This is a genomic window from Kitasatospora sp. NEAU-CNBT7 (assembly GCF_057220535.1).
Map to the genome: position 1 here is coordinate 92,434 of NZ_JBXQQB010000002.1, position 23,620 is coordinate 116,053.

Annotated in this window: 24 protein-coding genes; 12 read left to right on the forward strand and 12 right to left on the reverse strand. The window is 74.6% G+C overall.

Going from position 1 to position 23,620, the window contains the following annotated elements:
* Positions 1–78: 78 nt before the first annotated feature.
* The 6 genes from AC2TEW_RS03230 to AC2TEW_RS03255 all read right to left on the reverse strand — a co-directional run bounded on the left by AC2TEW_RS03230 (position 79) and on the right by AC2TEW_RS03255 (position 6,343).
* Entirely contained in the window at positions 79–984 is a 906-nt protein-coding gene (locus AC2TEW_RS03230) for an ATP-binding cassette domain-containing protein (protein WP_484621722.1), read from the reverse strand.
* Between the two features lie 32 nt (positions 985–1,016).
* Positions 1,017–1,994, reverse strand: a complete 978-nt coding sequence (locus AC2TEW_RS03235) for an ABC transporter permease (protein ID WP_484621723.1) — start codon at positions 1,992–1,994, stop codon at positions 1,017–1,019.
* Positions 1,995–2,182: 188 nt separating this feature from the next.
* Positions 2,183–3,232, reverse strand: coding sequence for a sugar ABC transporter substrate-binding protein (locus AC2TEW_RS03240; protein WP_484621724.1), 1,050 nt, complete (start codon positions 3,230–3,232; stop codon positions 2,183–2,185).
* Between the two features lie 390 nt (positions 3,233–3,622).
* Positions 3,623–4,366 carry a GntR family transcriptional regulator gene (locus AC2TEW_RS03245; protein ID WP_484621725.1) on the reverse strand — a complete coding sequence of 248 codons (744 nt, stop codon included), beginning with the start codon at positions 4,364–4,366 and terminating at the stop codon, positions 3,623–3,625.
* A 375-nt stretch (positions 4,367–4,741) separates the two neighbouring features.
* On the reverse strand, positions 4,742–5,275 hold the full coding sequence (locus tag AC2TEW_RS03250; RefSeq protein WP_484621726.1) for a gamma carbonic anhydrase family protein: 534 nt from the start codon (positions 5,273–5,275) through the stop codon (positions 4,742–4,744).
* Positions 5,276–5,416: 141 nt separating this feature from the next.
* Positions 5,417–6,343 carry an ADP-ribosylglycohydrolase family protein gene (locus tag AC2TEW_RS03255; RefSeq protein WP_484622050.1) on the reverse strand — a complete coding sequence of 309 codons (927 nt, stop codon included), beginning with the start codon at positions 6,341–6,343 and terminating at the stop codon, positions 5,417–5,419.
* Positions 6,344–6,576: 233 nt separating this feature from the next.
* Here AC2TEW_RS03255 and AC2TEW_RS03260 point away from each other — a divergent pair, with 233 nt between their 5' ends.
* The 8 genes from AC2TEW_RS03260 to AC2TEW_RS03295 all read left to right on the forward strand — a co-directional run bounded on the left by AC2TEW_RS03260 (position 6,577) and on the right by AC2TEW_RS03295 (position 12,898).
* Complete coding sequence (locus AC2TEW_RS03260; protein WP_484621727.1) at positions 6,577–6,798, forward strand: hypothetical protein; 222 nt, start codon at positions 6,577–6,579, stop codon at positions 6,796–6,798.
* 227 nt (positions 6,799–7,025) lie between these two features.
* Positions 7,026–7,319 carry a DUF3040 domain-containing protein gene (locus AC2TEW_RS03265; protein WP_484621728.1) on the forward strand — a complete coding sequence of 98 codons (294 nt, stop codon included), beginning with the start codon at positions 7,026–7,028 and terminating at the stop codon, positions 7,317–7,319.
* Positions 7,320–7,439: 120 nt separating this feature from the next.
* Positions 7,440–7,658, forward strand: coding sequence for a hypothetical protein (locus AC2TEW_RS03270; protein ID WP_484621729.1), 219 nt, complete (start codon positions 7,440–7,442; stop codon positions 7,656–7,658).
* Positions 7,659–7,713: 55 nt separating this feature from the next.
* Complete coding sequence (locus tag AC2TEW_RS03275; RefSeq protein ID WP_484621730.1) at positions 7,714–8,727, forward strand: MerR family transcriptional regulator; 1,014 nt, start codon at positions 7,714–7,716, stop codon at positions 8,725–8,727.
* Between the two features lie 141 nt (positions 8,728–8,868).
* Positions 8,869–9,303, forward strand: a complete 435-nt coding sequence (locus AC2TEW_RS03280) for an SRPBCC family protein (RefSeq protein ID WP_484621731.1) — start codon at positions 8,869–8,871, stop codon at positions 9,301–9,303.
* 227 nt (positions 9,304–9,530) lie between these two features.
* Entirely contained in the window at positions 9,531–10,451 is a 921-nt protein-coding gene (locus tag AC2TEW_RS03285) for a hypothetical protein (RefSeq protein ID WP_484621732.1), read from the forward strand.
* On the forward strand, positions 10,448–11,764 hold the full coding sequence (locus AC2TEW_RS03290; protein WP_484621733.1) for a nucleotidyl transferase AbiEii/AbiGii toxin family protein: 1,317 nt from the start codon (positions 10,448–10,450) through the stop codon (positions 11,762–11,764). Before AC2TEW_RS03285 ends, AC2TEW_RS03290 begins: the two co-directional genes overlap by 4 nt.
* Before the next feature lie 150 nt (positions 11,765–11,914).
* Positions 11,915–12,898 carry an NHL repeat-containing protein gene (locus AC2TEW_RS03295; protein ID WP_484621734.1) on the forward strand — a complete coding sequence of 328 codons (984 nt, stop codon included), beginning with the start codon at positions 11,915–11,917 and terminating at the stop codon, positions 12,896–12,898.
* A 101-nt stretch (positions 12,899–12,999) separates the two neighbouring features.
* Here the strand turns inward: AC2TEW_RS03295 and AC2TEW_RS03300 are convergent, their stop codons facing one another.
* Positions 13,000–13,596, reverse strand: a complete 597-nt coding sequence (locus tag AC2TEW_RS03300) for a choice-of-anchor C family protein (protein WP_484621735.1) — start codon at positions 13,594–13,596, stop codon at positions 13,000–13,002.
* Positions 13,597–13,975: 379 nt separating this feature from the next.
* On the reverse strand, positions 13,976–14,965 hold the full coding sequence (locus AC2TEW_RS03305) for an aldo/keto reductase (RefSeq protein ID WP_484621736.1): 990 nt from the start codon (positions 14,963–14,965) through the stop codon (positions 13,976–13,978).
* Between the two features lie 331 nt (positions 14,966–15,296).
* Here AC2TEW_RS03305 and AC2TEW_RS03310 point away from each other — a divergent pair, with 331 nt between their 5' ends.
* The 4 genes from AC2TEW_RS03310 (at position 15,297) to AC2TEW_RS03325 (ending at position 17,555) form a co-directional block, all read left to right on the forward strand.
* Complete coding sequence (locus AC2TEW_RS03310) at positions 15,297–15,797, forward strand: VOC family protein (RefSeq protein ID WP_484621737.1); 501 nt, start codon at positions 15,297–15,299, stop codon at positions 15,795–15,797.
* 50 nt (positions 15,798–15,847) lie between these two features.
* The gene (locus tag AC2TEW_RS03315; protein ID WP_484621738.1) at positions 15,848–16,018 is read left to right on the forward strand and encodes a hypothetical protein; all 171 of its coding nucleotides are present in this window, start codon (positions 15,848–15,850) and stop codon (positions 16,016–16,018) included.
* A 34-nt stretch (positions 16,019–16,052) separates the two neighbouring features.
* Positions 16,053–16,814, forward strand: coding sequence for an SDR family oxidoreductase (locus AC2TEW_RS03320; protein ID WP_484621739.1), 762 nt, complete (start codon positions 16,053–16,055; stop codon positions 16,812–16,814).
* Between the two features lie 135 nt (positions 16,815–16,949).
* Complete coding sequence (locus tag AC2TEW_RS03325; protein ID WP_484621740.1) at positions 16,950–17,555, forward strand: GOLPH3/VPS74 family protein; 606 nt, start codon at positions 16,950–16,952, stop codon at positions 17,553–17,555.
* Positions 17,556–17,601: 46 nt separating this feature from the next.
* Here the strand turns inward: AC2TEW_RS03325 and AC2TEW_RS03330 are convergent, their stop codons facing one another.
* The 4 genes from AC2TEW_RS03330 to AC2TEW_RS03345 form a co-directional block, all read right to left on the reverse strand.
* Positions 17,602–19,077, reverse strand: coding sequence for a hypothetical protein (locus AC2TEW_RS03330; RefSeq protein WP_484621741.1), 1,476 nt, complete (start codon positions 19,075–19,077; stop codon positions 17,602–17,604).
* 409 nt (positions 19,078–19,486) lie between these two features.
* Positions 19,487–19,771, reverse strand: a complete 285-nt coding sequence (locus AC2TEW_RS03335) for a three-helix bundle dimerization domain-containing protein (RefSeq protein ID WP_484621742.1) — start codon at positions 19,769–19,771, stop codon at positions 19,487–19,489.
* Positions 19,768–20,094, reverse strand: coding sequence for a hypothetical protein (locus tag AC2TEW_RS03340; protein ID WP_484621743.1), 327 nt, complete (start codon positions 20,092–20,094; stop codon positions 19,768–19,770). The genes AC2TEW_RS03335 and AC2TEW_RS03340 overlap by 4 nt, the downstream gene beginning before the upstream one ends.
* Positions 20,095–20,349: 255 nt before the next feature.
* On the reverse strand, positions 20,350–23,469 hold the full coding sequence (locus tag AC2TEW_RS03345; RefSeq protein ID WP_484621744.1) for a phosphocholine-specific phospholipase C: 3,120 nt from the start codon (positions 23,467–23,469) through the stop codon (positions 20,350–20,352).
* Positions 23,470–23,620 lie beyond the last annotated feature (151 nt).

Consider the following 23,620-nt stretch of genomic DNA (forward strand, 5'->3'; position numbering starts at 1 on the left):
CCTTTCGTCGGGATGTGCAGGGAGGACCGGAGGGAGCCGGGTGGAGCGGGAGCAGGAGCAGGAGCGCGGGGCGGGCGGTCAGTCGGGGTCGGTGGCGATCGTGGCGTCGGCGGCGTCCGTGGCGTCCGTGGCGTCCGTGCGCAACTCGTGGGCGAGTGCGTCGAGTTCGGCGCCGCCCGCCATCTGCCGGGTGAGCTCGGCGAGCGAGATGTCGGCCTTCTCGAAGCAGCCCAGGCTGCGGCCCCGCTGGAGCAGCAGGAACCGGTCGCCGACCGGGTGGGCGTGGTGCGGGTTGTGGGTGATCAGGACGACGCCCAGACCCCGGTCCCTGGCCTGGGCGACGTAGCGCAGCACCACCCCGGCCTGCCGGACGCCGAGTGCGGCCGTCGGCTCGTCCAGGATCAGCACCCGGGCGCCGAAGTGGACCGCCCGCGCGATGGCCACGCACTGGCGCTGCCCGCCCGACAGGGTTCCCACCGGCTGTTCGACGTCGGCCAGTTCGATGCCCATCTCGGCCAGCGCGCTGCGGGCGGTCTCCCGCGCGCCGCGCCGGTCCAGCAGCCGGACCGGCCCGTACCGGCGTACCGGCTCGGAGCCCAGGAAGAAGTTGCGCCAGACGCTCATCAGCGGGACGACGGCCAGGTCCTGGTAGACCGTGGCGATGCCGCTGTCCAGCGCCTGGCGTGGCGAGCCGAAGCGGACCGGCCGCCCGTCCAGCAGCAGTTCGCCGCTGGTGTGCCGGTGCGCGCCGGAGAGGATCTTGATCAGGGTGGATTTGCCGGCCCCGTTGTCGCCCAGCACGCAGGTGACCTGACCGGCGTTCACGGTGACGCTCACCCCGTCCAGGGCGCTGACGCTGCCGTACGTCCGGCCGACGGACCTGGCCTCCAGCAGGGGCGTCGGCACGGGCGCCGGACGCTGCGCGGACACCGTGTTCTCCGTGGGCCCCGGCGGGTCGCCGACGGTCGGCTTCTCGGTGGTCATCGGCGTCTCCCCGGTCATCGGCTTCTCGGCGGTCATCGGCGGGCCCGTTCGGCGCGGCGGCGGAAGGTGTTGTTGACCAGCACGGCCGAGATCAGCATCAGACCGAGGAAGAGCATGAACCAGTCGCTGTTCCAGCGGGCGAAGACGATCCCCTGGCGGGCCATGCCGAAGATCAGCGCGCCGATCGCGGCCCCGGCCGCCGAGCCGAAGCCGCCGGTCATCAGACAGCCGCCGATCACCGCGGCGATGATGTACTGGAACTCCAGCCCCACCCCCTGGTTGGCCTGCACGGTGGTGTACCGCAGCAGGTTGATGCTGCCGACCAGCCAGGCGGCGGCCGAGGTGGTCATGAACAGCAGGATCTTGGTGCGCTGCACCGGGACGCCGACCTGGCGGGCGCTGGGCGCCGAACCGCCGACCGCGAAGACCCAGTTGCCGAAGCGGGTCCGGACCAGCACCACCGAGGCGACCGCCGTGACACCGAGCCACCAGACGATCGAGGTCGGGAAGACGGTACCCCCGAGGTCCATGGTGGAGGCGAACAGCGAACCGGCCGAGGTGTAGCCGTCCGTCGCCCGCATGCCGCTGACCTGCACGGTGCCGGTGACGGCCCGGGTCACCCCGAGGTTGAGCCCCTGCAGCGCCAGGAACGAGCCGAGCGTGACGATGAAGCTCGGCAGCCCGGTGCGCATCACCAGCCAGCCGTTCAGGGCGCCGACCGCGAGGGCGAGCAGCAGCGATACAAGCAGCGCGGCCCAGACGTTCCAGCCGAGGCGTACCGCGAGCAGCGAGGTGACCAGCGCCGTGGAGGCCGTCATCACCCCGGCCGACAGGTCGAACTCGCCGCCGATCATGAGCAGTGCGACCGCGACGGCCACGATCCCGAGGGTCGCCGAGTCGTCCAGCCAGGTCGCCGCGCCGAGCGGGCTGAGGAACTGCCCGGTGACGGTGGAGAAGAACCCGAACACCAGCAGCGCGCCCAGCGCCGCACCCAACTCCGGCCGGACCACGAGGCGGTGGAGTAGCCAGGCCCCGCCCCGCCCTCCCGCCGCGGCGGCGGGAGCGCCGGGTGCAGCGCCTGCTGGGCCGCCCGCCGGAGCGGTGACGGAAGGGGTGGCGGCGGAAGGGGTGGAGGCGGAAGGGGTGGCGGCGGAAGGGGTGGCGGCGGCCGGGCCGGCCGCCGCCTCGGACGGCCGGGTCACCGGGTGCCCCGGGCCGCGTACGCGGTCACCTGGTCGACGTTGGACTTGTCGACGAAGGCCGGGCCGGTGAGCACCGGGTGGCCGCCGCCGAGGGTGTTTCCGTTGTCGTGGTACAGCTTCAGCATCACGACCGGCAGATATCCCTGCTGGTACTGCTGCTGGTCGACCGCGAACGAGACGGTGCCGGCCTTGATGGCCGCCAGCACGTCCGGGTTGACGTCGAAGGTCGCCACTTGGGCCTTGGAGCCGACCGCCTTGACCGCGTCCACGGCCTGCGCGGCGACCTGCGCGTTGAGGGTGAGCACCCCGTCGACGGCGGGGTCGGCCTGGAGCGCGCCGCGGATCCGGGAGAGCGTGTCGGTGGGGTTGTTGGCGTCCACCTGGAGGTTGACCACGTCGGAGCCGAACCCCTGCTTCGCGCCGTCGCACCGCTGGGTGAGGCCGATGTTCCCGGCCTCGTGGATGACGCACAGCACCTTGTGCAGGCCCTGGCCCTTCAGCTTCGCGCCGGCGCCCTGTCCGGCCACCGTCTCCTCCTGGCCGACGTGGCCGACGGCGCCGAACTCCACGCTGCGGGCCGAACCGGAGTTGACCGTGACCACCGGGATCCCGGCCGCGACGGCGGCCTTGACGGCGGTCTGCAGTGCGTCCGGGTTGGCCATCGACACCACCAGGCCGCCGACGTGCTGGGCGACGGCGTTGTCGATGAGCTTGGCCTGGCCCGCCGGATCGGGATCGGAGGCGTAGTCGACCTGGACGCCCAACTGCTTGCCGGCGTCGGTCGCGCCGTTCTTCACCACGCTCCAGAACGCGTCGCCCGGACCGGCGTGGGTGATGACGGTGACGTGCAGCGGGCCGGAGCCGGAGGCGGGCGCCGGGGCGGGCGCGCTGCCGGAGGCGGAACCGCTCCCACCGGCCGGCCCGCTGCACGCGGCGGCCAGCAGCAGGGCGGCGGCCGCGGCCGCGGCGGTGAGCAACGGCCCGGTACGGGTGCGCCTGCGGCGGGTGGGGGAGCGGTCGGCGTCGGGGGTCCGCGGGTGGGTCATGGCACTGCCTCCGAGGGTGGGATGACGGCGCGCGGCCGGGCGCGGGCCGGTGAAGGAGGGTTCGACGGAGCGGCGTCCGGGGATGGCTCGAACGTGGGGTGGTCGGGCCGGGAGGGTCCCGGGCGGTCAGGGTTCCAGCAGTGGTCCAGCGGTGGTCCGGGGCTTTGGTCCAGCGGTGGTACGTGGTCGGCCTGATGGTGCGTCGGCGCCGCGAGGGTCGGGCGGCGCTACGGGTGGGGCGCTCGAGTGCCACAAGATTGGTATCGGTAGGTCAGTATGTCAAGACATACTGACCGGTCATATTGAGGCGCTTTTGCGTCGATTTCGTACCGCGCACGGAGCACCCGCCGCCCGTCTACGGGCAACGGGGAAAGGGATGGTGACAGTTCGTCAGCGAGCCAGCAGAGTGCACTCGAACGAGTAGAGCGTGGGCCGGTACAGGTGGCTCCCGTGCTCCACCGGACGGCCCTGCACGTCGTACGCCGTGCGCCGCATGGTCAGCAGCGGCGCCCCCCGGCTCTCGCCCAGCAGCCGCGCCTCGGCCGCGGACGCCCGCCGGGCGCCGATCGACTGCTCGGCCGCGCCCAGCCGCACCCCCGCCGCGCGCAACTCCTCGTACAGGCCGCTGCGCGACAGCGTCTGCGCGCTCAACGGACACAGTCCGACCGGCAGGTGGTTGCGCAGCAGGGCCAGCGGCTCCTCGTCCGCGAACCGCAGCCGCTCCAGCTCCCACACCGGCGCACCCGGTGCCACCTGCAGCGCGGCCGCCACCTCCTCGGTGGCCTCCACCCGGGCCAGCCGCAGCACCTCGGTGCGCGGTCTGCGGTGGTCGCGGACCAGGTCGTCGTGCAGGCTGGTCAGCTCGACCTGCCGGCGCACCCGGGTCTGCACCACCTGAGTGCCGACCCCGCGCTTGCGGACCAGCAGCCCCTTGTCCACCAGGTGCTGGATCGCCTGCCGCATGGTCGGCCGGGACAGGCCCAGCTCGCCGGCCAGCGAGACCTCGTTGTCCAGCCGCGCCCCGGCGGCCAGCTCGCCCGAGGTGATCAGCGCCTCCAGCCGCTCGGCGACCTGGAAGTAGAGCGGGATCGGGCTCGACCGGTCGACTCTGATCAGCGCGGCGAGGGGCTGCATCGCGACTCCGCATCGGCAGGGGCAGCAGGGTGGGGATCCAGTATCGCGCACCCCGCCGTCCGCGGTCCTGATGTCAGGACGACAGGACGAGCGGACTTGGTGGGGGCGGAGCGGCTCCGGGGGTGGTCGGTGAATGCCGGTGGAAACGGGCCGATGAGCTGACGAGGTGTCATTTCGGTCGCGAGCAGCTGTATTTGGCCTGATCGTAGCGGACCTCCGGGAGTCGGATGGCCGGATCGGACCGGTCCCCGGACCGGACCCGGGCCGGCCGCCGGGAACGGCCGCCGGGGACGCGCGGGCGTACTGCGCATCCGTCGACGGCCGGTCCGGCGGCGGACGGGGCCGTTCTGTGGGGGTTCAGCCGATTCGCGGGGTTCAGCCGTTCTGCGGGGGGATGTCGGCGTGTGCGCGGGCGAGCAGCAGGTAGCCCTCGCCGTTGGCCTTGATACCGGCCCGCTCCTCCTCGGTCACCTCGCGCCGCACCTTCGCCGGAACCCCCGCCACCAGCGAGCCGGGCGGCACCTGCATGCCCTGCGGGACCACCGCACCGGCCGCCACCAGCGAACCGGCGCCGATCCGGGCACCGTTCAGCACGGTGGCGCTCATCCCGATCAGCACGTCGTCGTCGACCGTGCAGCCGTGCAGGACCACGTTGTGGCCCACCGTGATCCGCTCGCCGAGCACGGCCGGGAACGCGGGGTCGCTGTGCACGGTGCAGTTGTCCTGGATGTTGGTCCCGGCGCCCACCGTGATGGCCTCGGCGTCGCCGCGCAGCACCGCGCCGTACCAGACGCTCACCCCCGCCGCGAGGCTGACCGAGCCCGCCACCACCGCGTTGGGGGCCACGAAGGCGGTCGGATCGACCTGCGGCGTCCGGCCGGCGACCGCGACGATCAGGGGCTCTGCCATGACTCTGTTCTCCTTCTGCTGCTGCTTCTGCTTCTGCCGGAATACTGCCGGGATCCTCGCGTCGCGGCGGTGGTGCGTGCCCGGTACGGGTTCGCTGCGCAGGGTACCCCCGGCCGGGTGAGCGCCGGTCGGGTGCCCGGGTCAGGCCTGCTCGACCCAGGCCGGCAGCGGTTCGCGCCGGGTCAGCCACGAGGCCGGGACCCCGGCCAGACCGGTGCGGGCGGCGACCGTGCCACCGGTGATCGCACAGGTGGTGTCGACATCGCCGAGCCCCTCGGCCGTGGTCCACAGCGCGTCGGTGAGGCTGTCCAGGTGCCAGGCCGCCGCCCAGAGCGCGAAGGGCACGGTGTCGGCCGCCCGGATCCGACTCCCGTTGCCCAGGACGTCGGCCGCCCGCCACGGCTCGGTGTCCGCGGGCAGTTCGGCCGCCGTCCGCAGGCCGTCCCGGACCGGCCCCGCGGGCGTCCGCGCCGCCACCTCGGCCAGCAGCTCCGTCCCGGACGGCGCGGGCCGGTTGCGGCTGCGGGCGGCGAGCGCCGCAGCCACCGCGACGGCCACCGCGCCCGCGACGCCCTCCGGATGGGCGTGCGTGACCTCCGCCGAGAACACGGCCTGCTCGGCCGCCTCCTCCAGGTCCTCGCAGAACCAGGCGCCCAGCGGCGCCACCCGCATCGCCGCGCCGTTGCCGAGACTGCCCTCGCCCCCGAACAGACCGCGGGCCTCGGTCCGCCACCCGGCGGGCTGCTCGGCCAGCCGGGGCAGCAACCGGTGCATGCCGTGTCCGTACCCACGGCCGACATCCGCCAGGTAGGTCACCCCGAAAGCCTCCGCCAGCAGTTCCTGGTGCACCGCGCCGTGCGCGGTCAGGACCCCGTACACCGACAGGGCCATGGCGGTGTCGTCCGTCCAGTGCCACGGCGACTCGGCGGGCGTCCGGCGCTCCCGGATCGACTCGAACGCCTCCTGCGGCGAACGGAACAGCGGGAACCACCGCTCCCCGAACGCATCACCGAGGGCCAGGCCTTGCAGGGCATCACGAGCAACATCGGACGTGGTCATGGCCCGCATGCTGCCAGCGCTGCGCACCCCGTGCACCCGAATTCGGCCGCCCCCGACCGGACTCCAGCCGCCTGCAACGCCGTTCGGCGAGGCGCATCCCGGCGAGGCCCGTTCCGGCGGGCCGGTCGCGAGGGCCACGGATCGGGAGCGGCCACGGATCGGGAGCGGCCCAGAACGGGGATCGGCCCCGAACCGGGGTGCCCCGCGCCCGGAGGCGAACGGAGCATGTCACACTGACGATCATGACCCCTGACCGCCGCAGCCTCGGGCTGCCCGCCTTCTCCGAATCCGCCACGGACGCCCCGCTCCCCGCCCAGGCCACCGCAGCCCGGCTGCTCCCGGTCGAGCAGGGCGCCGACTTCCGGCAGCCGCCCGGCGCGGAGGACTCGCAGCCGTGGGCCGCCGCCGAGCGGCCCGCCGCTGTGGGCGGCCTCACCTTCTCCGACCCCGACCGGCAGATCTGACCCCGGGTACCCCACCCGGCGGCCCCCGGCACACGCCCCCACGCCACCAGGCTCCCGGCACACGGCCTCTGGCCCCCGGCGAACGGCGTACGGCCGCGCCGGGGGCCGCCGCATCCCCGCCCTCCGAACCTCTCGCCGGTGCTGATGCACAAACGCTGCGAGCAGCCTTCGGCGGCACCCCTGGGCGATCCTGGAACCGGCCCGCCACCCGAGGAGGTGCGAACGCCGTGACCACGCCGCTGACCACCCAGGAACAGCGAGCTCTGGACCGCCTCGAAGCGGGGCTGCGTCGTGACGCCCCGAGGCTCGACCGCCTGCTCGCCCGTCGGACGGGCCGACTACGGCGGCCCGCCGAACGGCCCCGGGCGCTGGCCCTGGCCGCGGCCGTCCTCGCCGCGTTCACCGGCGCCGGTGCCCTCTGCGCGGCCGCCGGAACACCGGCCGCCGCCGGACCGGCCGCCGCAGCGGCCCTCGCGCTCGCCGTGACCATGCGGCGCCTCGCCCGGCTCCAACACCGCTGACACCCCGCCCCGGGCCGGTACCCCCGCCGGTTCACCCCCCCCATAGCTCAGACACACCCCACCGCTTCACCCCCCCACTGCAGGCAAACCCCGCTGCACGGAAGCCACCTGGAGGAGACCATGGCCGCCACCGTTCCCCCGTCCGTGCCGGTCCTGCCCGCCGTTCGGCCCGTTCCCACCGAGACCCCGGAGTGCGAGGCCTCGACCTGCGCCGGGATCTCCACCCCGGAGTCCGTGGAGCTCCACACCGCCTGGCCAGGCTGGATCCCGCTGCTGGTCATCGCCGTGCTGGTGGTCAGCTGCCTCGGCTTCGCGGTCGGCCGCATCGCGGGATGGTGATCCCGTGGGCGCGCCGGTCGCGGCACCGGGCCGTACCGGACGTAGGCTCCCGTCCGTGTCCGAACCCGCAGCTGCCCCGCCGCTCGCCGAGGCCGGTCTCAGCACCGGTGGCGTGGCCCGCCGGCTCGGCGTCTCACCCACCACCATTCGCTCGTGGGAACGCCGTTACGGCATCGGCCCTGCTCGGCGAGAGGCGGGCCACCACCGCCGCTGGAGCCCGCAGGACGTCGCCGTGCTCGAGGCGATGTGCCGCCTCACCGCCCGCGGGGTCCCGCCGGGCGAGGCCGCCCGGCTGGCCCGCAGCGGCAGGGCCGGCGACCCGGACGCCGCCGCCCCGGCCACCGACGACGCCACCGACGTGGCCGACGGTACGGCGGACGCCGCGAGCCATCCCCCCGGCGGCGGCAACACCCTGCCGGTCGGTCCGGTCAGACCCGAGTGCCGGGGGCTGGCCCGGGCCGCCGTCCGCCTCGACGCCCCGCAGATGGCACTGATCCTGCGCCAGGCCGTCGACGACCTGGGACCGGTGGCCGCCTGGACCGAGGTGATGATGCCCGCCCTGCGAGCGGCGGGCCGCAAGTGGTCCGTCGAGGGCGAACGGTACGTCGAGGTCGAGCACCTGCTGTCCTGGCACATCTCCACGGCCCTGCGCAGGATCGCCGACCGCCCCGGCGCCGCCCCGGCCCGCCCCGGCCCGCCCGTCATGCTCGCCGGCATGCCCGCCGAACTGCACGCCCTCCCGCTCGAGGCGGTCGCCGCCGGGCTCGCCGACCGGGGGCTGCCGTTCCGGATGTTCGGCCCGGCGGTGCCGCCCGAGGCACTGCTGGAGGCGGTCCGCCGTACCGGCCCGTCCGCGGTCCTGCTCTGGTCGCAGGCCCGGCAGACCGCCGACCGGGCCCTGGCCGCCCGGGTCGCCGGGACGGCCTGGGGCGGCCGCGGATCCCGGACCCGACCGGTCGTGCTGGCCGCCGGACCGGGCTGGGCGGGCACCCGCCGCCCACCCGGCACACTGCGCCCCCGCGACCTGGCCGAAGCGCTCGACCGGATCGAGCAGTTGCTCACCGAATGACCCGCCGCGGCCCCGACCGGCCCCGACCAGCCCTGACCGGCCCCGACCGGCTCCGCTCCGGGCCATCCGGACGGGCCCCGGCTCCGAAGAACCCGTGGTGGCGGCCGGCACCCTGCCACGCCCGCCCGGAAGGAGCACACGATGGTCACCGTCGAACGCAGCATCACCGTCACCCGGCCGGCCGACCAGGTCCTTCGGTACCTGGCGGACTTCGGTAACACACCCCACTGGGACCCCGGCACCGAGAGCTGCGTACGGCTGGACGACGGCCCGCTGGCCGAGGGCGCCCGCTGGCTCAACGTGTCCCGCTTCCGGGGACGGCGCACCCGGCTCGCCTACCGCCTCGCCCGGTACCGGCCGGACCGGCTGGTGTTCGTCGGAGAGAACCGCACGGTCACCGCGACCGACGACATCCGCATCCGCGCCTGGAACGGCCGGACCGTCATCGTCTACCGCGCCCAGCTACGGTTCCACGGCCTCGCCAGGGCCGCCGCCCCCCTACTGCAACCGGCTTTCGAACGGCTCGCGGACCAGGTCGCCGAGCGGCTGCCCGTGGTCCTGGATGCGTCCGCCTGACCCCACGGCGCGGGGGCGCCCGCAACGGCCCACCGGTCCGTGCGCGTTGGACCGCCCGGCGGCGCCGGTCCGTACCGGCCGGGCGGACGTGTACCGAGGTGGACGTGTACCGAGGTGGACGTGTACCGAGGCCGACGTGTACGGAGGAGGTGCTCCGGCAGGCCACCGACGGAGCCGCGGCAGGAGCCCGCCGAGGGACTGTCGGAGGCGTCTGCCACCATGCTCGCATGCTCGTCACCCACCCTGACCTGGGCCGCACCACCGAACCCGGACCCGCACCCGCCGCGCCCGACGGGCCTGCTGACGCCGAGACGCACGCGGAGCCGTACGCCGGTCCGCAGGCAGGTCCGCGCGCCGGATCGGGCGCAGATCCGCACGGTGGCCCCGACCTGCACGGCGACTTCGAGGTGCACCTGACCGTGGCCCCGCAGGACGCCGACGCCTTGGCCGACTGGGCCTCGGCCAACGGCGTCAAGTTCACCCACATCCTGCTGGCCCGCGGCGCCGCCGTCTCCCAGCCGATGCTCACGCTGCGCGGCTCCGGCTCGTACCAGGACGTCGCCGCGCAGACCCGCCGGACCTCGGACCGGCTGGCGGACGCCGGGTTCGCCGTGCTGCGGGTCAAGATCGAGGCCACCCCCTGGGCACGCGGCGTCCCGCAGTCGGACGCCTCCGCCGAGGCCCTCGGCCCGCACCGGTACTTCGAACACCACGTCAAACTGCTGCTCCCACCGGGCGAGCGCACCGACGGTCTCGCCGCGCTGGCCGTAAGGCACAGCGCCCACCTGTCCGCCAACGCCCGCCGGGTGCGCGCCGACGGTGTCCGGGAGCAGTTCGTGACGCAGCGCTGCCGCCTGGTCGGGCTGGACACAGCGGGCCGCCGGCTCGACGCGCTGCTCGCCGACCTCACCACCGACGGGCACACCATCGCCTCGGCGGAGCGTGAGTTCGTCGCCCTCGACACCGACGAGACACTCGACGCGGGCTGGATCACCGAGACCGCAGGGATCGCGGGGACCGCCGAGATCGCGGGGACCGCAGCGATCGCTGCGACACCCGGCACCACCGTCGTACCCGGCACCACCGCCATACCCCGGACACCCGGGACCGGCCGTACCACCGACCACCGAGGGGGAACCACACGATGACCACCGGAGCCACCGGACCGACCACCCGCCGCGCCGACGCCGACCACGGCTGGGCCGATTTCGAGTACGGACCGTGGGAGGAGGTCGTGCTGCCCCGGCAGGCGCCCTCGGAGGCCCTGCGCGAGGAACTCGACCTGCCGCGCGGCATCCGGCCGATCGACGACGACGCCGTCACCCAGCAGCCCGTGTTCGACCCGGCGCTCGCCGGGTACGCCCGGGCCCTGCGTCCCAGCGAACCCGCGTTCGCGGACCCCGAGGTCGCCGCCCGCTGGCTGACGGCCCGCCGGGAGGCGCTGAACACCGTCCTGTCCGCGGTCGCCCGCTCCGCCTGGGCCGAGCACCTCGTCCTGCGCGGCAGCATCCTGCTGCGCGGCTGGTACGGCGAGGCGGCGCGCGAGCCCGGCGATCTGGACTTCGTCGTCGTCCCCGAGGACTGGGAGCTGGAGGACGACCGGACCGAGCGCATGATCCACGAGATCGCCGCCGCCGCCGACCGCCTGACCGCCGACCGCTCGTCCGCCGCGATACCGGACACCGGCCTGCGGCTGCACGCGGACCAGGCCGTCGCGGACGAGATCTGGACCTACAGCCGGGTGCCCGGCCGCCGGCTGGTGCTGCCCTGGACCGCCCCCGGCGTGCCGGGCGGCACGGTGCAGCTCGACTTCGTCTTCACCGAGCACCTCCCGCTGGCCCCGCGCTCCGGCGAGCTGCCCGGCGTCTCGGCCCCGCTGCTCACCGCCACCCCCGAGCTGTCGCTCGCCTGGAAGATCCTCTGGCTGCTGACCGACAACCACCCGCAGGGCAAGGATCTGTACGACGCCGTCCTGCTCGCCCAGGACACGCAGGTCTCCTACGAGCTGCTGCACGACGTGTTCGCCAGCTCCGCGGAGGGCGGCCACCACTGGCCCGTCCTGCCCACCGGGATCTCCGGCCTCGAGGTCGACTGGGACGAGTTCCGCAAGGACTACCCGACCCTGGCCGAACCCTGGGAGGAGTACCCCGCCCGGCTGCTCACCGCCCTCACCCCGGCCTTCGGCGGCCGGACCGAGTACGAGCTGCGCGCCGCCTGGCTGGCGCCGTTCATCGAGGAACTGCGGCCGGTGCTGGCGGCGGACGGGATGGCGGCGGTCCGGCTCCGGCTCGCCGAGCGCTACCTGGGACTCCCCGACCGGCTGGTGGTCACCCGCGAGTTGCTGTCCTGCGACTTCGCCGAGGCCGTCCGGGTCGCCGCGGCCGACGCCGACGCCGAGTGGCGGGTCCAGCGGCTGCGCGAGGCCGCCGACCGCTTCGCGGCCGAGAGCGCCACGCCGTAACGTCCGCGCCGGAGCGCCGCGGGCCGGGCCCCGGTCGGGAGCGACCGACCGGGGGACCCGGCCACGGCGCCGGGCCCGTCGAAAGGGTGACGGGACGTCAGGCATGGTCCTCTTGAGCCACCCGTTCGTGTGCTCACCGGAGGAGAGACCTTGTCCCGCCCATCCCGCATCACCGGCCTGCTCGGCGCCGCCGCCGCCGGCCTGTCCCTGCTGGCGGCCAACCCGGCCGTGGCCGTCGCGCCGCCGCTGTCCGCACCCCGGATCCTGGCCCACTTCGACCTCGCCCAGGGCCGCCAGCCCGAGAACATCGCGCTGGAACCGGACGGCTCCGCCGACCTCACCTTCTCCTTCGCCCGGCAGATCGGCCGGGTCGCCCCGGACGGCACCCAGACCATCCTGGCCACCCTGCCCGCACCGGAACACCCGGCCACCCCCCTCCTCGGCGCCGCGATCGTGACCGGCATCGCCCGCGCCCACGACGGCACCCTCTACTTCGGCTACGCCACCGGAACGGACGACCTCACCGGGATCTGGCGGCTGTGCCCCGGCGGCAACCCCGAGCGGCTCGCAGCCCTGCCCGCGACCGGCCTCCCCAACGGCCTCGCCCTCGACGAGCACGCAGGCCTGCTCTACACCGCCGACTCGGCACTCGGCGTCGTCCACGCCGTCCCCCTCGACGGCGGCCCGGCGACCGTGTGGTCGGCCGCACCCGAGCTCCGCCCCACCGGGGGCTTCGGAGCCAACGGGCTCAAGGTGCACCACCACGCCGTCTGGGTCACCAACACCGACACCGGCACCCTGCTGCGGATCCCGATCCGTCAGGACGGCACCGCCGGGCCGGTGGAGACCCGGGCCACCGGACTCGCCGGGATCGACGACTTCGCGTTCACCGGGCACGGCGACAGCCTCATCGCCGCCCTGAACGCCCCGAACGAGGCCGCCTTCGTCGCCGGGGACGGCAGCCACCACACCGTCCTCACCGGCCAGGACGGCCTGTCCAACCCCACCTCGGTGGCCGTCCGGGGCGACACCGTCTACGTCCCGAGCGCGGCCTACTTCACCCAGGCCGACCCCAACTTGCTGCTCGCCACGCTCGACCGCCCGCGGCGCCCGCACGAGCGGCAGGAGCGGTAGGGGCGGTAGGGACGGTACACGCGGTCCGTGGACGCGGTGGTGGTGGTTGCGGGAGCGGCGGTGGTCCGCGAGGCCGGTCCCGCAACCACCGGCCGGGCCGGTCAGCCGCAGCAGGGCTTGCACTCCGTCACCCGGACGTTGTCGATGACCGGTCCGTACGCCCCGGCGACGGTGCTGGTGAAGCCGAGCGTGGTGGACGTGTTCTGCGCGACGAAGCTGAACTGGTGCCCCACGTAGCCCATGGCGGCCCTGGTCCGGCCGGAGACGTCGAAGGAGAAGTCCTGGAAGTTCTGGCCGTCGATCAGGACCCGGCCGGTCCGGAGGGCGACTCCGCCCTCCGGGTTGCCGGCCAGCGCGTAGGTGACGGAGTAGGTGGTGCCCGGCACGGTGGTGAAACTCTGGGTGACGGTGCCGCTGTTGGAGCCGTTGAGATCGAGCGACTGATCGCCCTCGGCGGCCTGCCAGAAGCCGGCGCCGATCAGATCGACACTGCCCGCGGTGACGTTCCACGGGCCGAGGGTCTGACCGGCGGTCAGCCCGGTGAAGGTGTTCGCCGCGACCTTGGGCGTCTCGAAGCTGCCGTCGTCGAAGTGGCTGAGGGCGCGGTGACCGCCCGCCGCCTGGGCCGGTGCGGCCAGGGCCGTGGCACCGGCGACGAGCAGGGCGGTGACGGCGGTACGGGTGCGCGAGAACGGCATGAGAGGCCCTCCAGAGGCTCGGCGGACGGGACCGATCGGCGATCGGCCGTGCACAGAGCGTCTGTTGTCGCGCCGACCCGTGCCAAGACCCGACGTCCGGCGTCAGGGGGTGCGCACAACCCGCCGACCCGCTCCCGCACGCCGGTTTCACCGGCCTCGGCCCCGCCGCGCCGGGCTCGATGGCCGCTCCGGGACGGTCGGCGCCCGTCGCGCCGGCGTCGGACGGGCCGGTGGTCCCGGGGGTGTGACGCATCGTGCGCGCCCCCGCCGCGCAGCGCGCTCCGCCTCGGGCCGGCCCAAGCCACTCCGGGCCACCGTGGGCCGGGCTGATCCGGGCTGGTCCGGGCTGGTCCGGGTGGGCCCGGGGCGCCGTGGGCGGTCAGCGGTTGACGGCCCGCATGCCCGCTTCGTCGTAGCGCTCGCCCGCCGCCGCGGGCAGTTCGGCATCGATCCGGGCCAGGTCGTCGGCGGTGAGCTCGACGTCGACGGCGCCCGCGTTCTGCTCCAGGTAACTGCGGCGCTTGGTGCCGGGGATCGGCACGAAGTCCTCGCCGCGGGCCAGCACCCAGGCGATCGCCAGCTGGGCCGGGGTGACGTCCTTCTCCGCGGCGATCTCCTTGACCTTGTCGGCGAGGCGGAGGTTGGCCTGCAGGTTGGCCTCGGTGAAGCGCGGATTGCCGCGGCGGAAGTCGTTCTCGTCCAGTTCGTCCGGGGAGCTGAAGCGGCCGGCGAGGAAGCCGCGGCCGAGCGGGGAGTACGGGACGAACCCGATGCCGAGCTCGCGGCAGGTGGGCAGCACCTCGGCCTCCACGTCCCGGCTCCACAGCGAGTACTCGCTCTGGACGGCGGTCACCGGGTGGACGGCGTGGGCGCGGCGGATGGTCGCGGCGCCCGCCTCGCTCAGCCCGATGTGCCGGACCTTGCCCTCGGCGACCAGTTCGCCGAGCGCGCCGACGGTCTCCTCGATGGGCACGTTCGGGTCGACGCGGTGCTGGTAGTACAGGTCGATGCGGTCCGTGCCGAGCCGCTCGAGCGAGCCGTGGACGGAGCTGCGGACGTGCTCGGCGGACCCGTCCTGCCGCCCCACCGTCGACATGTCGCCCGGCACGGCGTGGTCCATCCGGTGGTTGAACTTGGTGGCGAGGACGTACTCGTCGCGGTGTCCCCGGATAGCCTCGCCGACCAGGGACTCGTTGGTGAGCGGCCCGTACACCTGGGCGGTGTCCAGGAACGTGACGCCGAGTTCCAGGGCGCGCCGGATGGTCGCGACACCCTCGTCCTGGTCGGTGGTGCCGTAGAACGCGGACATGCCCATGCACCCGAGGCCGATGGCCGACACCCGGAGGTCCCGCAGACTGCGCTGTCGCATCTGAACTCCCAGCCCTTGCTGTCGTGTTGGTCCCCCGCACTGCGGACCCCCTGCTTCCATCTAGCAACGGGTCCCGGCGCCCGGCATCCCGGGCCGACGGCCGTCGCGCCCGCCGCCGTCGTCGCCGCCCCCGCAGGTCCCGCCTTGACGGTGCTGGGCCCGCGGCGCACGGTGGAGGTGGAGGCTCCGGAGGACACCGCGACCGGCCCGGGAGGCTTGTGGAAGCGCTCGGCAGCCCGTCCGCCCGGCTGCCGGTCCGCTGCGCGCAGAGGTCGTGGTCGCCGCGACCACTGCGCCACCCACAGACGGACACCCACGGATGGAGACGGGGATGAGCAGCGCCCAGGAGAGCAACGGCAGTGCGGCCGCGAGCCCGCCGGTGCGGCCGGGGGAGGTACGGCTCGAGGTCGTGGTCGTCCCGGTCTCCGACGTCGACCGGGCGAAGGGCTTCTACCAGGGACTCGGGTGGCGGCTCGACGCCGACCTCCCGGTCGAGGACGGCTACCGGGTGGTGCAGCTGACGCCACCCGGCTCCGGCTGTTCGATCATCTTCGGCGAAGGCGTCAGCTCGGCCCCGCCCGGCTCCCTCCAGGGCCTGCACCTCGTGGTCCACGACCTGGACGCGGCCCGCGCCGACCTGATCGGGCGCGGCGCCGACGTCGGCGAGCCGTTCCACGAGGCATCCGGGATCTTCCACCGGGCCGGGACGGCCGGGCGGGTGGACGGCCCCGCGCCGGACCACGCCGACTACGGCACGTTCGCCGCCTTCAGCGACCCGGACGGCAACGGCTGGGTGCTCCAGGAGATCAGGACGCGGCTCCCGGGCCGCTGAGATGCCGCCGAGATGCGGCTGAGAGGCCGTTCAGACAAGGAGTGTGCCCCATGAGCGGGACGACGTACGAGACGGTGGAGGACCTCGCCGAGGCCCTGCGGCGCGCGGCCGCGGCCCACGGGAAGCACGAGCAACGGATCGGCGCGGAGGACCCGAACTGGCCGGACTGGTACGCGCTGTACATGGTCCGCGAACGCGCCGGCGAGGAGCTGCCGACATGACCGGCGGGCCCGCCGCGGACGCCACGGGGACCCGGTGACCGGCCCATCGCAGGCCCCGGCCGCCGCCCGCGCACCGGCACTGGCCGGGCAGACCGTCGTCCTGATCGGCGGCAGCGCCGGGATCGGGCTGGCGACGGCGAGGCGCGCGCGGACCGAGGGCGCCGACACCATCCTCACCGGCCGCGATCCCGCCCGGCTCGAGCGGGCGGCGGCCGAGGTCGGCGCCATCGGCACCGCGGCCTTCGACGCGACCGACCCGGCCGCCCTGGAACGGTTCTTCACGGACCTCGCCGCGCCGGTCGACCACGTGCTGGTGACCGCCGGCGGCCCCTACTACGCCACGCTCGCCGAGATGGACTTCGACGAGGCGCGCCGCGCGCTCCAGGAGCACCCGATGGTCATGCTGGGTGTCGCCCGCCACGGTGCGCCCAGGGTCCGCCCCGGCGGCACGCTGCTGTTCATGGGCGGCACCGGGGCCCGCCGTCCGGCGGTCGGCCTCGCGCTCACCTCGGCGATGACCGCCGCCCTGCCCGCCCTGACGGCCGGCCTGGCACTCGAGGTGGCGCCGGTCCGGGTCAACCTGATCGCCGCCGGCTTCGTCGACACCCCGCTGTCGGCGTCACTGCTCGGCGAGGGGCTCGAGGCGCGGCGCGAGCAGCTGCGTGCGACACTCCCGGTCGGGCGGGTGGTCGGACCGGACGACGTCGCTGCGCTGGCGGTGCACCTGATGGCCAACACCGCGCTGACCGGCGCGACGTACGACATCGACGGCGGGCAGCAGCTCCTGCCCGGGTGACCGGCGTGACGGCGTGGCCGGGGTGACGGTGTGACCGGCGGGCCGGGGCCGCGGTTCGGACCGCGGCCGGGACGCCGGCGGGCTACAGTCGGCGACGACGTACCGTCCGCCGGTGCCTGAGATGCGGAGCCGCTCATGACCACAGCCCGGGACCTGTTCATCGTCTCCATGGACGTGGCGTCCAGCCGCCCGGTGGACCCGGGCGACCTGTCGCTCGCCCTCGCCGGGGCCGAGGTGATCGACCTGCTCGGGTCCGAGGCACTGGCCCTGGACGGCGAGCGGATCGTGCCCGGCGGCCGCTGGGAGCAGGCCGACAAGCTGCTGGACCGGGCGGCGGAGTCACTGGTCCGGCAGCCGCCGTACGAGACGGTCGAGGACTGGCTGTGGCGCCGGGGCCGGGGCCTGTCGTCCGCGTACTTGGCCGCGCTGGAGATGGAGGGCCGGGTCACCCGGGAACGGGGCCGCTGGATCCCCGTCCGGACCAGCCGGACGGCGGTCGCCGACTCGCCCGAACGCCGCCGGGCCGCCGAGCGCTGGGCATCGGGCGACCCCGTCCTCGCGATCCTCGCCACCACCGCCGGGATCCACGACCGGCCCACCGAGGAGGCCGAGGAGATCGGGGACGAGGCGGTCGTGACGGTGCTCGCCGCGGTCGGCGACGCGGTCGCGGAACTGGAGGCCGTCCGGCAACGGCGGACCATCGAGGAGGCGGCCTTCGACAACATCTGGCGCGGCCCCTGACGGCGCCCTCACCGGCTGCCCGCCCGGCAGCCCGGCAGCCCGACGGCTACAGGCCCGCCAGGCCGAGCAGCCGTTCCATGCTCTCCACGGGAAGGTGCGGCGAGGCCGCCGCGGCCCGGGCGACGTGATCCGAGGGGTCCGTGAGGAGGCGGAGCAGGGCGGGGAGCGGGAGCCTGCGGTGGCCGGCCACCGCGTGGCGGACGCGGTCCTCGGGGTCGGCTGCCAGCATCTCGGCGAGTGCCGCCGGGAGGTCCGGATCACGCGGCGCGAAGGAGCGCAGCCGGGGCTCGGGGTCGGCGGCGAAGCGGTGCAGGGTCTCCGGGGCGAAGGCCAGGACCTCGCTGTTATCCCACCAGAAGGTGAACTTGTCCCGTCGGCGGTAGCGGCGTTCGATGCTCTCGGCGGTCCGGGGATCGACCAGGTGCGGGGCGGTGGCCGCCATGGTGAGCCGGACCATCTCCTCCTCGTCGTCGAGCAGCCGGGCCACCGCGTCGGCGGGGAGCTCCTTGCCGAGGGCCGCCGAGACGCGGAAGGGGACGTAGGGCGAGTCGACGTGCGGCAGCGGATCGGCCGCGACCCACTCCAGGCGCAGGATGCGCAGCTCCGTCGTCGCGAGCATGTTCTCGTACCAGAGGTCGAGCGCTTCGGCGTCGTCGGCGTCGGGTTCCGGGTCCTGCCACGTGGGGGAGAGCGCGTGGACGGCGGCGTGGATCCGTGCTCTCAGCGGCTCAGGTGTGTCGGCCCGGGCGAACACCTTCACCCGGACCGCCAGGGCCGGATCGACGGCCAGGACGTCGCGGACCGGGGACGGCAGGTCGGGATGCCGGGCGACCTGGGCGCGCACCTCACTGTCCGGGTCCTCGGCGAGCCGCCGGAAGGCCTCCTCGTCCAGGACGGCGTGGACCACGGCGCCCGCCCGGGTCACCCGATCCGCCAGCAGCGCAGGGAGGAGGTCCGGGGGCGGTACCGGGTGGGGCAGCCGGGCGAAGTAGGTCGCGCAGGCCGCGGCGCGGACCTGGGGCTCGGGGTCGGTCAGCAGGCTCCGGCGGACGGCCTCCGGCGCCTGGGTCCAGTGCTTCGCCAGCGTGGCCCGGACCGCGGGATCGGGGTCGGCGGCGAGGCGGGCCCGCAGGTCGGGGGGTGTGTCGTCGTCCTCGGCGACGCGGGCGCGGACCGGGGGCGCGGGGTCGTCGACGAGCCGTTCCAGCACCTCCCTCGGCGCGCTCCCGGCGCGTACGACGAGCGCGGACCGCACCGCCTCGTCCGGGTGCGCGGCCAGTCGGATGCGGAATCCGTCCGGTAGGTGCTTGTTGAGCGCCAGGCCGTGCAGGAGCCGGTGGTCGCCGGTCGCGATGATCTCGGTGATCAGGTCCTCGGAGAGGTCCGGGCGTCCCGCCACCTCTCCCAGCCCCCGCCGCCATGCGAACAGCCGCCGGATCATGGCGGCGGGCAGGGCGGGGTTGGTGGCCAATCCGTCCAGCACGGCGTGGAGGTGGACCGGCGTCGGGAGGTCGGCAGCCATGCGGGCCAGCATGCCAGGCGGGCTCCGCCGGGCCGTGTCCGGCCGCCCGTCCTTGAATCGAACGTATATGCGATTCATGATGGAGGGGTGACCATCTGCCCCGGAGTGGACGACCGGTGTCGGCGGGATGCGGTGCCGGCGCCGGGGGAGTTGCTGGTCGGGCCGGGGCGCAGTTGGGTGGCCGAGGAGTGCTGGCGGCAGGTGGAGATCAGGGTCGGCGGGTACTGGCGGCCGGGCCGGGTGGAGCGGTGGCGGCTGCGGCAGGGGGTCACCGACTGGGTGGCGCTGATCCGGTGGGGTCGCGGCGCGGCCGACCTGGGCTGGTACCTGTACCGGCAGGCGGCCGTCCGGGCCTCCCCGGGGGCGGGGCGGGTGCCCGGGGCGGCCGCTCGCGGGTGTGCGGCCGGGGCTACGGGGCCGGCGGCGGGGTGGTCAGCAGGGTCCGGGCGCGGCGTTCGACCAGGATGGGGATGAAGTTGCGCACTCTGGCGTCGCTGAGTTCGTCGTAGGCGGTCGCGACGACCGCGTCGACGCGGGACGGGTCGGCGGCGGGATGGGCGCGCTTGAGGCGGGTGGCGACCAGGCGGACGGCGTCGCGCTCCTCGGGTGTGGCGCCGGCCGCGTCGGTGGCCCCGGTGGCCCCGGTGCTGCCGGGGGTGAACGGGCGGGCGGCGGCGGGCTGCTGGGCGGTCACGGCCTGATCCTCCGGGTCTCGACGGGTTCCGGCACGGTCAGCGTCACCACGGCGACCTCGCCCTCGGGGGTGCCCAGGTCGTGGCAGATCCAAGTGAGCAGTCCGGCGTCGGACAGGTCCGTCAGCGCCGCCCGCAGCAGGTCCGGCGCGATGCGCAGGGCGGCGGCCGCGGCGGTGACCGGGAAGGCGGCGGTACGGGCGAGGTGCTGCCGCGGATCGGCCACCAGGTCGATCAGCAGCCCGGCGGCGACCTGCCCGCGCGGGATCCCCCGGGCCTGCCGGGCCCAGTCCGTGGCCCAGCTCTCGAACGGTGCTGACTGCATCGGCCTCTGCCTCCGCACCTGGTCGTCCGGGGGCGGCCGTCCGGTCCTCGGCCACTCGGTTCCCCGGCTTTGCAGCATTCTCCGGCGGCCGGGGGAGCGGCGCCCGTCGGACGGGGATCCGGCCGCCCCCGCGGCCCGTTGTTGGCCGGGAAGGGACGCGTGGGTGGCGTGTTCATGACATTCAAGCGACCGAAAGGGGCGCGCCGCAGGGCGGGGGCCCACCGGGGCTCCCTCCCCGCGGCGCGCGGGTACGGATCAGGCCGTGATGGGCCTGCTGTCCAGGCGGACGTGGTCCACCGCCCAGTACCAGTTGTTGCCGGCGTCGAACATCCGGAACTTCAGGGTCACCGAGGTGGCGCCGGCCGGGACGGCGAACTGCCGGGTGACGAAGGCGTTCTGGACGTCCGCACCGGCGTTGTCGTTGCCGGTGGCGTCGCTGCTGTACGAGACCAGCCGGGTCTCGGCGCCGGTGTCGAACACCGCCGTGACGGTGGCCTTCTGCGGCGCCTCCTGCCGGTAGTGCGAGTCGAACGCCAGGTACAGCGTGCCGGTGCCGGCCGGGACGGGGACGGCGGGGGAGACCAGGGTCGAGTCGAAGCGGCCCTTGGCGGACGGCGCGCCGGTGTCGTCCCAGTCGTCCGGGTCGGCGACGGCGAGGATGCCCAGGCCCCGGGTGAAGTTGCCGCGGTCCTGCCCGGCCGGGCTGGACCAGGCGCGCTTGGTGTGGAAGGTCCAGCCCTGGAGGCGGGCGGTGCCCTGCGGCATGCCGGGCGCGTTGACCACCGACCAGCCGGCCGGCGCCTGCGCCGTCCAGCCGAGCACCTGGCCGACCGGCTTCAGCGCACCCGCCAGCGACTCGAAGTCCTCGCCGAGCAGGTGGCCGGCCATCGACGGGGCGGTGCGGGCCGCCACCTCGCCGTCGGCGACCACGTACCGCTCGCCGGCCACCGCGCGGGCGGTGACCAGGATCCGGTACGGGCCGGCGCCCGTCAGTGCGGCGGGCGGGGTGACCTCCCACTCGGCGGCCGCGGTGGCGCCGGCCGCGAGCGCGGCGGGCGGCGCGGTGACCGTCGCGACGGTCCAGCCGGCCGGGACGACGGGCGCGGCCTCCAGGCCGGCCAGTGCATCGGCGGCGGTGAACACGGCGGTGACCCGGGCGGCCCGGCCGGGGACCAGCACGGCCTCGTCGATGGTGGTCGACGCGGACTTCAGCGCCACGTCCAGGGTGAGCGCGTCGGGCAGGCCCATCGCCGGGTCGGTGACGTTCTGGCTGCCGCCGGAGAGCCGGCCGGCGTAGCGGCGGCGGAAGAACAGGTCGCCCTGGACCCCGACGGTGATGTCGTACCAGCTCTCGCGGTTGACCGTGACGTCGACCGAGGCGCTGGAACGGGCCTCGACCCGCACCTCCCGGCGGCCGCCGCCGTACGCCAGGTCGGCGATCACGAAGACCTGGGCGGTACGGGTGCGGTTGGTCAGGCCGACCTCCAGCACCCGGGCGGTCAGGTCCTCGGCGACGTGCGCCTCGAAGCTGGCGGCCGCGTCGCCGCGGAAGTGCCACAGGTAGCCGTTGGGGCCGTGCACCCGCAGGTCGTACCCGGCGTCGCCGGCCGTCCAGGTGTCGCGGATCAGGTCCTTGGCGGCGACGGTGTAGTGGCGCGGGGCGGTGCCGGGCTCGGGGTAGACGGCCAGCACGCCGGCCTGCCGGCCGTGGTTGATCATCTCCAGGGTGACCACGCCCTTGTTGACCAGCGGCGTGACGCGCAGCGCGTACGGGGTCGGGCGGGCCGTGCGGGTGCCGCGCTGCTGGCGGGGCAGCGACTGCGGGCTCGGGACGGTGGGGGCGGGCAGCTTGCCGGTGTCGTCGACCTTCTTGCGGTTGCCGCTGGTGTCGGGCAGCTGCGGCCACGCCGGGTCCTGCCCGGAGAAGTCGAAGACGGCGGTCAGGTCGCCGGTGACGGCCCGCCGCCAGGCGCTGATGTTGGGCTCCTGCACGCCGAAGCGCTTCTCCAGGAACTTGATCACCGAGGTGTGGTCGTAGACGGTGGAGTCGACCACGCCGCCGCGGGTCCACGGCGAGACCACGATCATCGGCACCCGCACGCCCAGGCCCATCGGGTACGGCCCGGAGACCACCTTCTCCCCGGCCGGCAGGCTCGCCGCCCAGCCGAGCGTGCCGTCGGCGTTGCGGATCCGGTAGCGGCCGTCCTGGTCCACCACCCGGTGGTACGTGCTGGTGCCCTTGGAGACCCGGACCACCACCTCGCCGTCGACCGGGACGGAGGACTTGCCGCGGCCGGTGGCCAGCGGCGGCACGGGGGGCAGCAGGTGGTCGAAGAAGCCGCCGTGCTCGTCGTAGTTGAGGATGAAGACGGTCTTCGCCCACACCTCGGGCTCGGCCGCCAGCGCGGCCAGCAGCCGGGCGGTCAGGTGCTCGCCGTTCGGCGGGGCGTAGTTGGCGTGCTCGGAGAGCGCGGCCGGGGCGACCAGGAAGGACACCTGGGGGAGCCGGTCGGCCTTGACGTCCGCGGTGAAGGCGTCCACCAGCGCGTCGCCCATCGCGAACGGGTCGCCCTTCTTCGCCGGGTCACCGACCTGCTTCAGGCCGCGCTCGTACAGCGGCTCGCCCGGCTTGGCCTGGTGGAAGGCGGTGAACCAGGCCAGCGCGTTGTCGTCGAAGTTGTCCAGCGCCTGGTAGGTGCGCCAGCTGACACCGGCCTGCTCCAGCCGCTCCGCGTAGGTGGTCCACTCGAAGCCCGCCGCGGGCTCCGAGTTGTCGGTCACCGGGGTGTCGCGGACGGTGCCGCCGCTGGTGCCGGTCATCAGGTGCTCGCGGTTGGTGTTGGTGTTGCACTGCACCGAGGCGTGGTAGGCGTCGCAGGTGGTGAAGACCGAGGCCAGCGCGTTGTAGAACGGCATGTCGGCGGGCTCGTAGTAGCCCTGGCCGAGCCAGCCGGAGGAGCGGCGGGTCACCGAGCCGTCGGCGAGGCCGTCGTTCCAGGCGCTCATCGAGGCGATGAAGTCGAAGGACGGCGCGCCCTGCTGGTACGCGTTGGTGTGCGCGGCGTTCATGGGGAACGGCAGCAGGTGGCCCTCCTTGCGGGAGGGGTCGGGCTGGTGGAAGACCGAGCGGCCGTTGACGCCGCGCACCGCCGCCCGGTCGCCGAAACCGCGGACGCCCGGCAGGGTGCCGAAGTAGTGGTCGAACGCGCGGTTCTCCTGCATGAAGATGACGACGTGTTCGATGTCCGCCAGGGTGCCCGGCCTGGCCGGCGCGGCCAGGGCCTGCTGCACGGTCAGCGGCAGGGCGGAGAGCACTGCGGCGGCGGCCGCACCACCCAGCAGGGTGCGGCGGGAGAGCTCGGGGCTCGGCTTCATGGGGGGTGACTCCTCGTTCACTGGCGGGGCGTCGGCCTTTTCAGTCCAGACCCGTTATGTCTAGGGGGCCGATATGGCGGTCAGTGAGGCGGGAGATGGCCGGTGAATGACGAGGTGTGGTCCCCGACCTGTCTGGACATCTGCGGCGACC

Excerpts from the sequence above, each read along its gene's own strand:
- AC2TEW_RS03255 (WP_484622050.1), bottom strand. The coding sequence starts at position 6,343 with ATGCGGGCCATGACCACGTCCGATGTTGCTCGTGATGCCCTGCAAGGC.
- AC2TEW_RS03305 (WP_484621736.1), bottom strand. The coding sequence starts at position 14,965 with ATGCGACAGCGCAGTCTGCGGGACCTCCGGGTGTCGGCCATCGGCCTC.
- AC2TEW_RS03280 (WP_484621731.1), top strand. The coding sequence starts at position 8,869 with ATGGTCACCGTCGAACGCAGCATCACCGTCACCCGGCCGGCCGACCAG.
- AC2TEW_RS03260 (WP_484621727.1), top strand. The coding sequence starts at position 6,577 with ATGACCCCTGACCGCCGCAGCCTCGGGCTGCCCGCCTTCTCCGAATCC.
- AC2TEW_RS03325 (WP_484621740.1), top strand. The coding sequence starts at position 16,950 with ATGACCACAGCCCGGGACCTGTTCATCGTCTCCATGGACGTGGCGTCC.
- AC2TEW_RS03250 (WP_484621726.1), bottom strand. The coding sequence starts at position 5,275 with ATGGCAGAGCCCCTGATCGTCGCGGTCGCCGGCCGGACGCCGCAGGTC.
- AC2TEW_RS03290 (WP_484621733.1), top strand. The coding sequence starts at position 10,448 with ATGACCACCGGAGCCACCGGACCGACCACCCGCCGCGCCGACGCCGAC.
- AC2TEW_RS03330 (WP_484621741.1), bottom strand. The coding sequence starts at position 19,077 with ATGGCTGCCGACCTCCCGACGCCGGTCCACCTCCACGCCGTGCTGGAC.
- AC2TEW_RS03245 (WP_484621725.1), bottom strand. The coding sequence starts at position 4,366 with ATGCAGCCCCTCGCCGCGCTGATCAGAGTCGACCGGTCGAGCCCGATC.
- AC2TEW_RS03300 (WP_484621735.1), bottom strand. The coding sequence starts at position 13,596 with ATGCCGTTCTCGCGCACCCGTACCGCCGTCACCGCCCTGCTCGTCGCC.
- AC2TEW_RS03315 (WP_484621738.1), top strand. The coding sequence starts at position 15,848 with ATGAGCGGGACGACGTACGAGACGGTGGAGGACCTCGCCGAGGCCCTG.
- AC2TEW_RS03340 (WP_484621743.1), bottom strand. The coding sequence starts at position 20,094 with ATGCAGTCAGCACCGTTCGAGAGCTGGGCCACGGACTGGGCCCGGCAG.
- AC2TEW_RS03270 (WP_484621729.1), top strand. The coding sequence starts at position 7,440 with ATGGCCGCCACCGTTCCCCCGTCCGTGCCGGTCCTGCCCGCCGTTCGG.
- AC2TEW_RS03310 (WP_484621737.1), top strand. The coding sequence starts at position 15,297 with ATGAGCAGCGCCCAGGAGAGCAACGGCAGTGCGGCCGCGAGCCCGCCG.
- AC2TEW_RS03230 (WP_484621722.1), bottom strand. The coding sequence starts at position 984 with ATGACCACCGAGAAGCCGACCGTCGGCGACCCGCCGGGGCCCACGGAG.
- AC2TEW_RS03285 (WP_484621732.1), top strand. The coding sequence starts at position 9,531 with ATGCTCGTCACCCACCCTGACCTGGGCCGCACCACCGAACCCGGACCC.
- AC2TEW_RS03240 (WP_484621724.1), bottom strand. The coding sequence starts at position 3,232 with ATGACCCACCCGCGGACCCCCGACGCCGACCGCTCCCCCACCCGCCGC.
- AC2TEW_RS03345 (WP_484621744.1), bottom strand. The coding sequence starts at position 23,469 with ATGAAGCCGAGCCCCGAGCTCTCCCGCCGCACCCTGCTGGGTGGTGCG.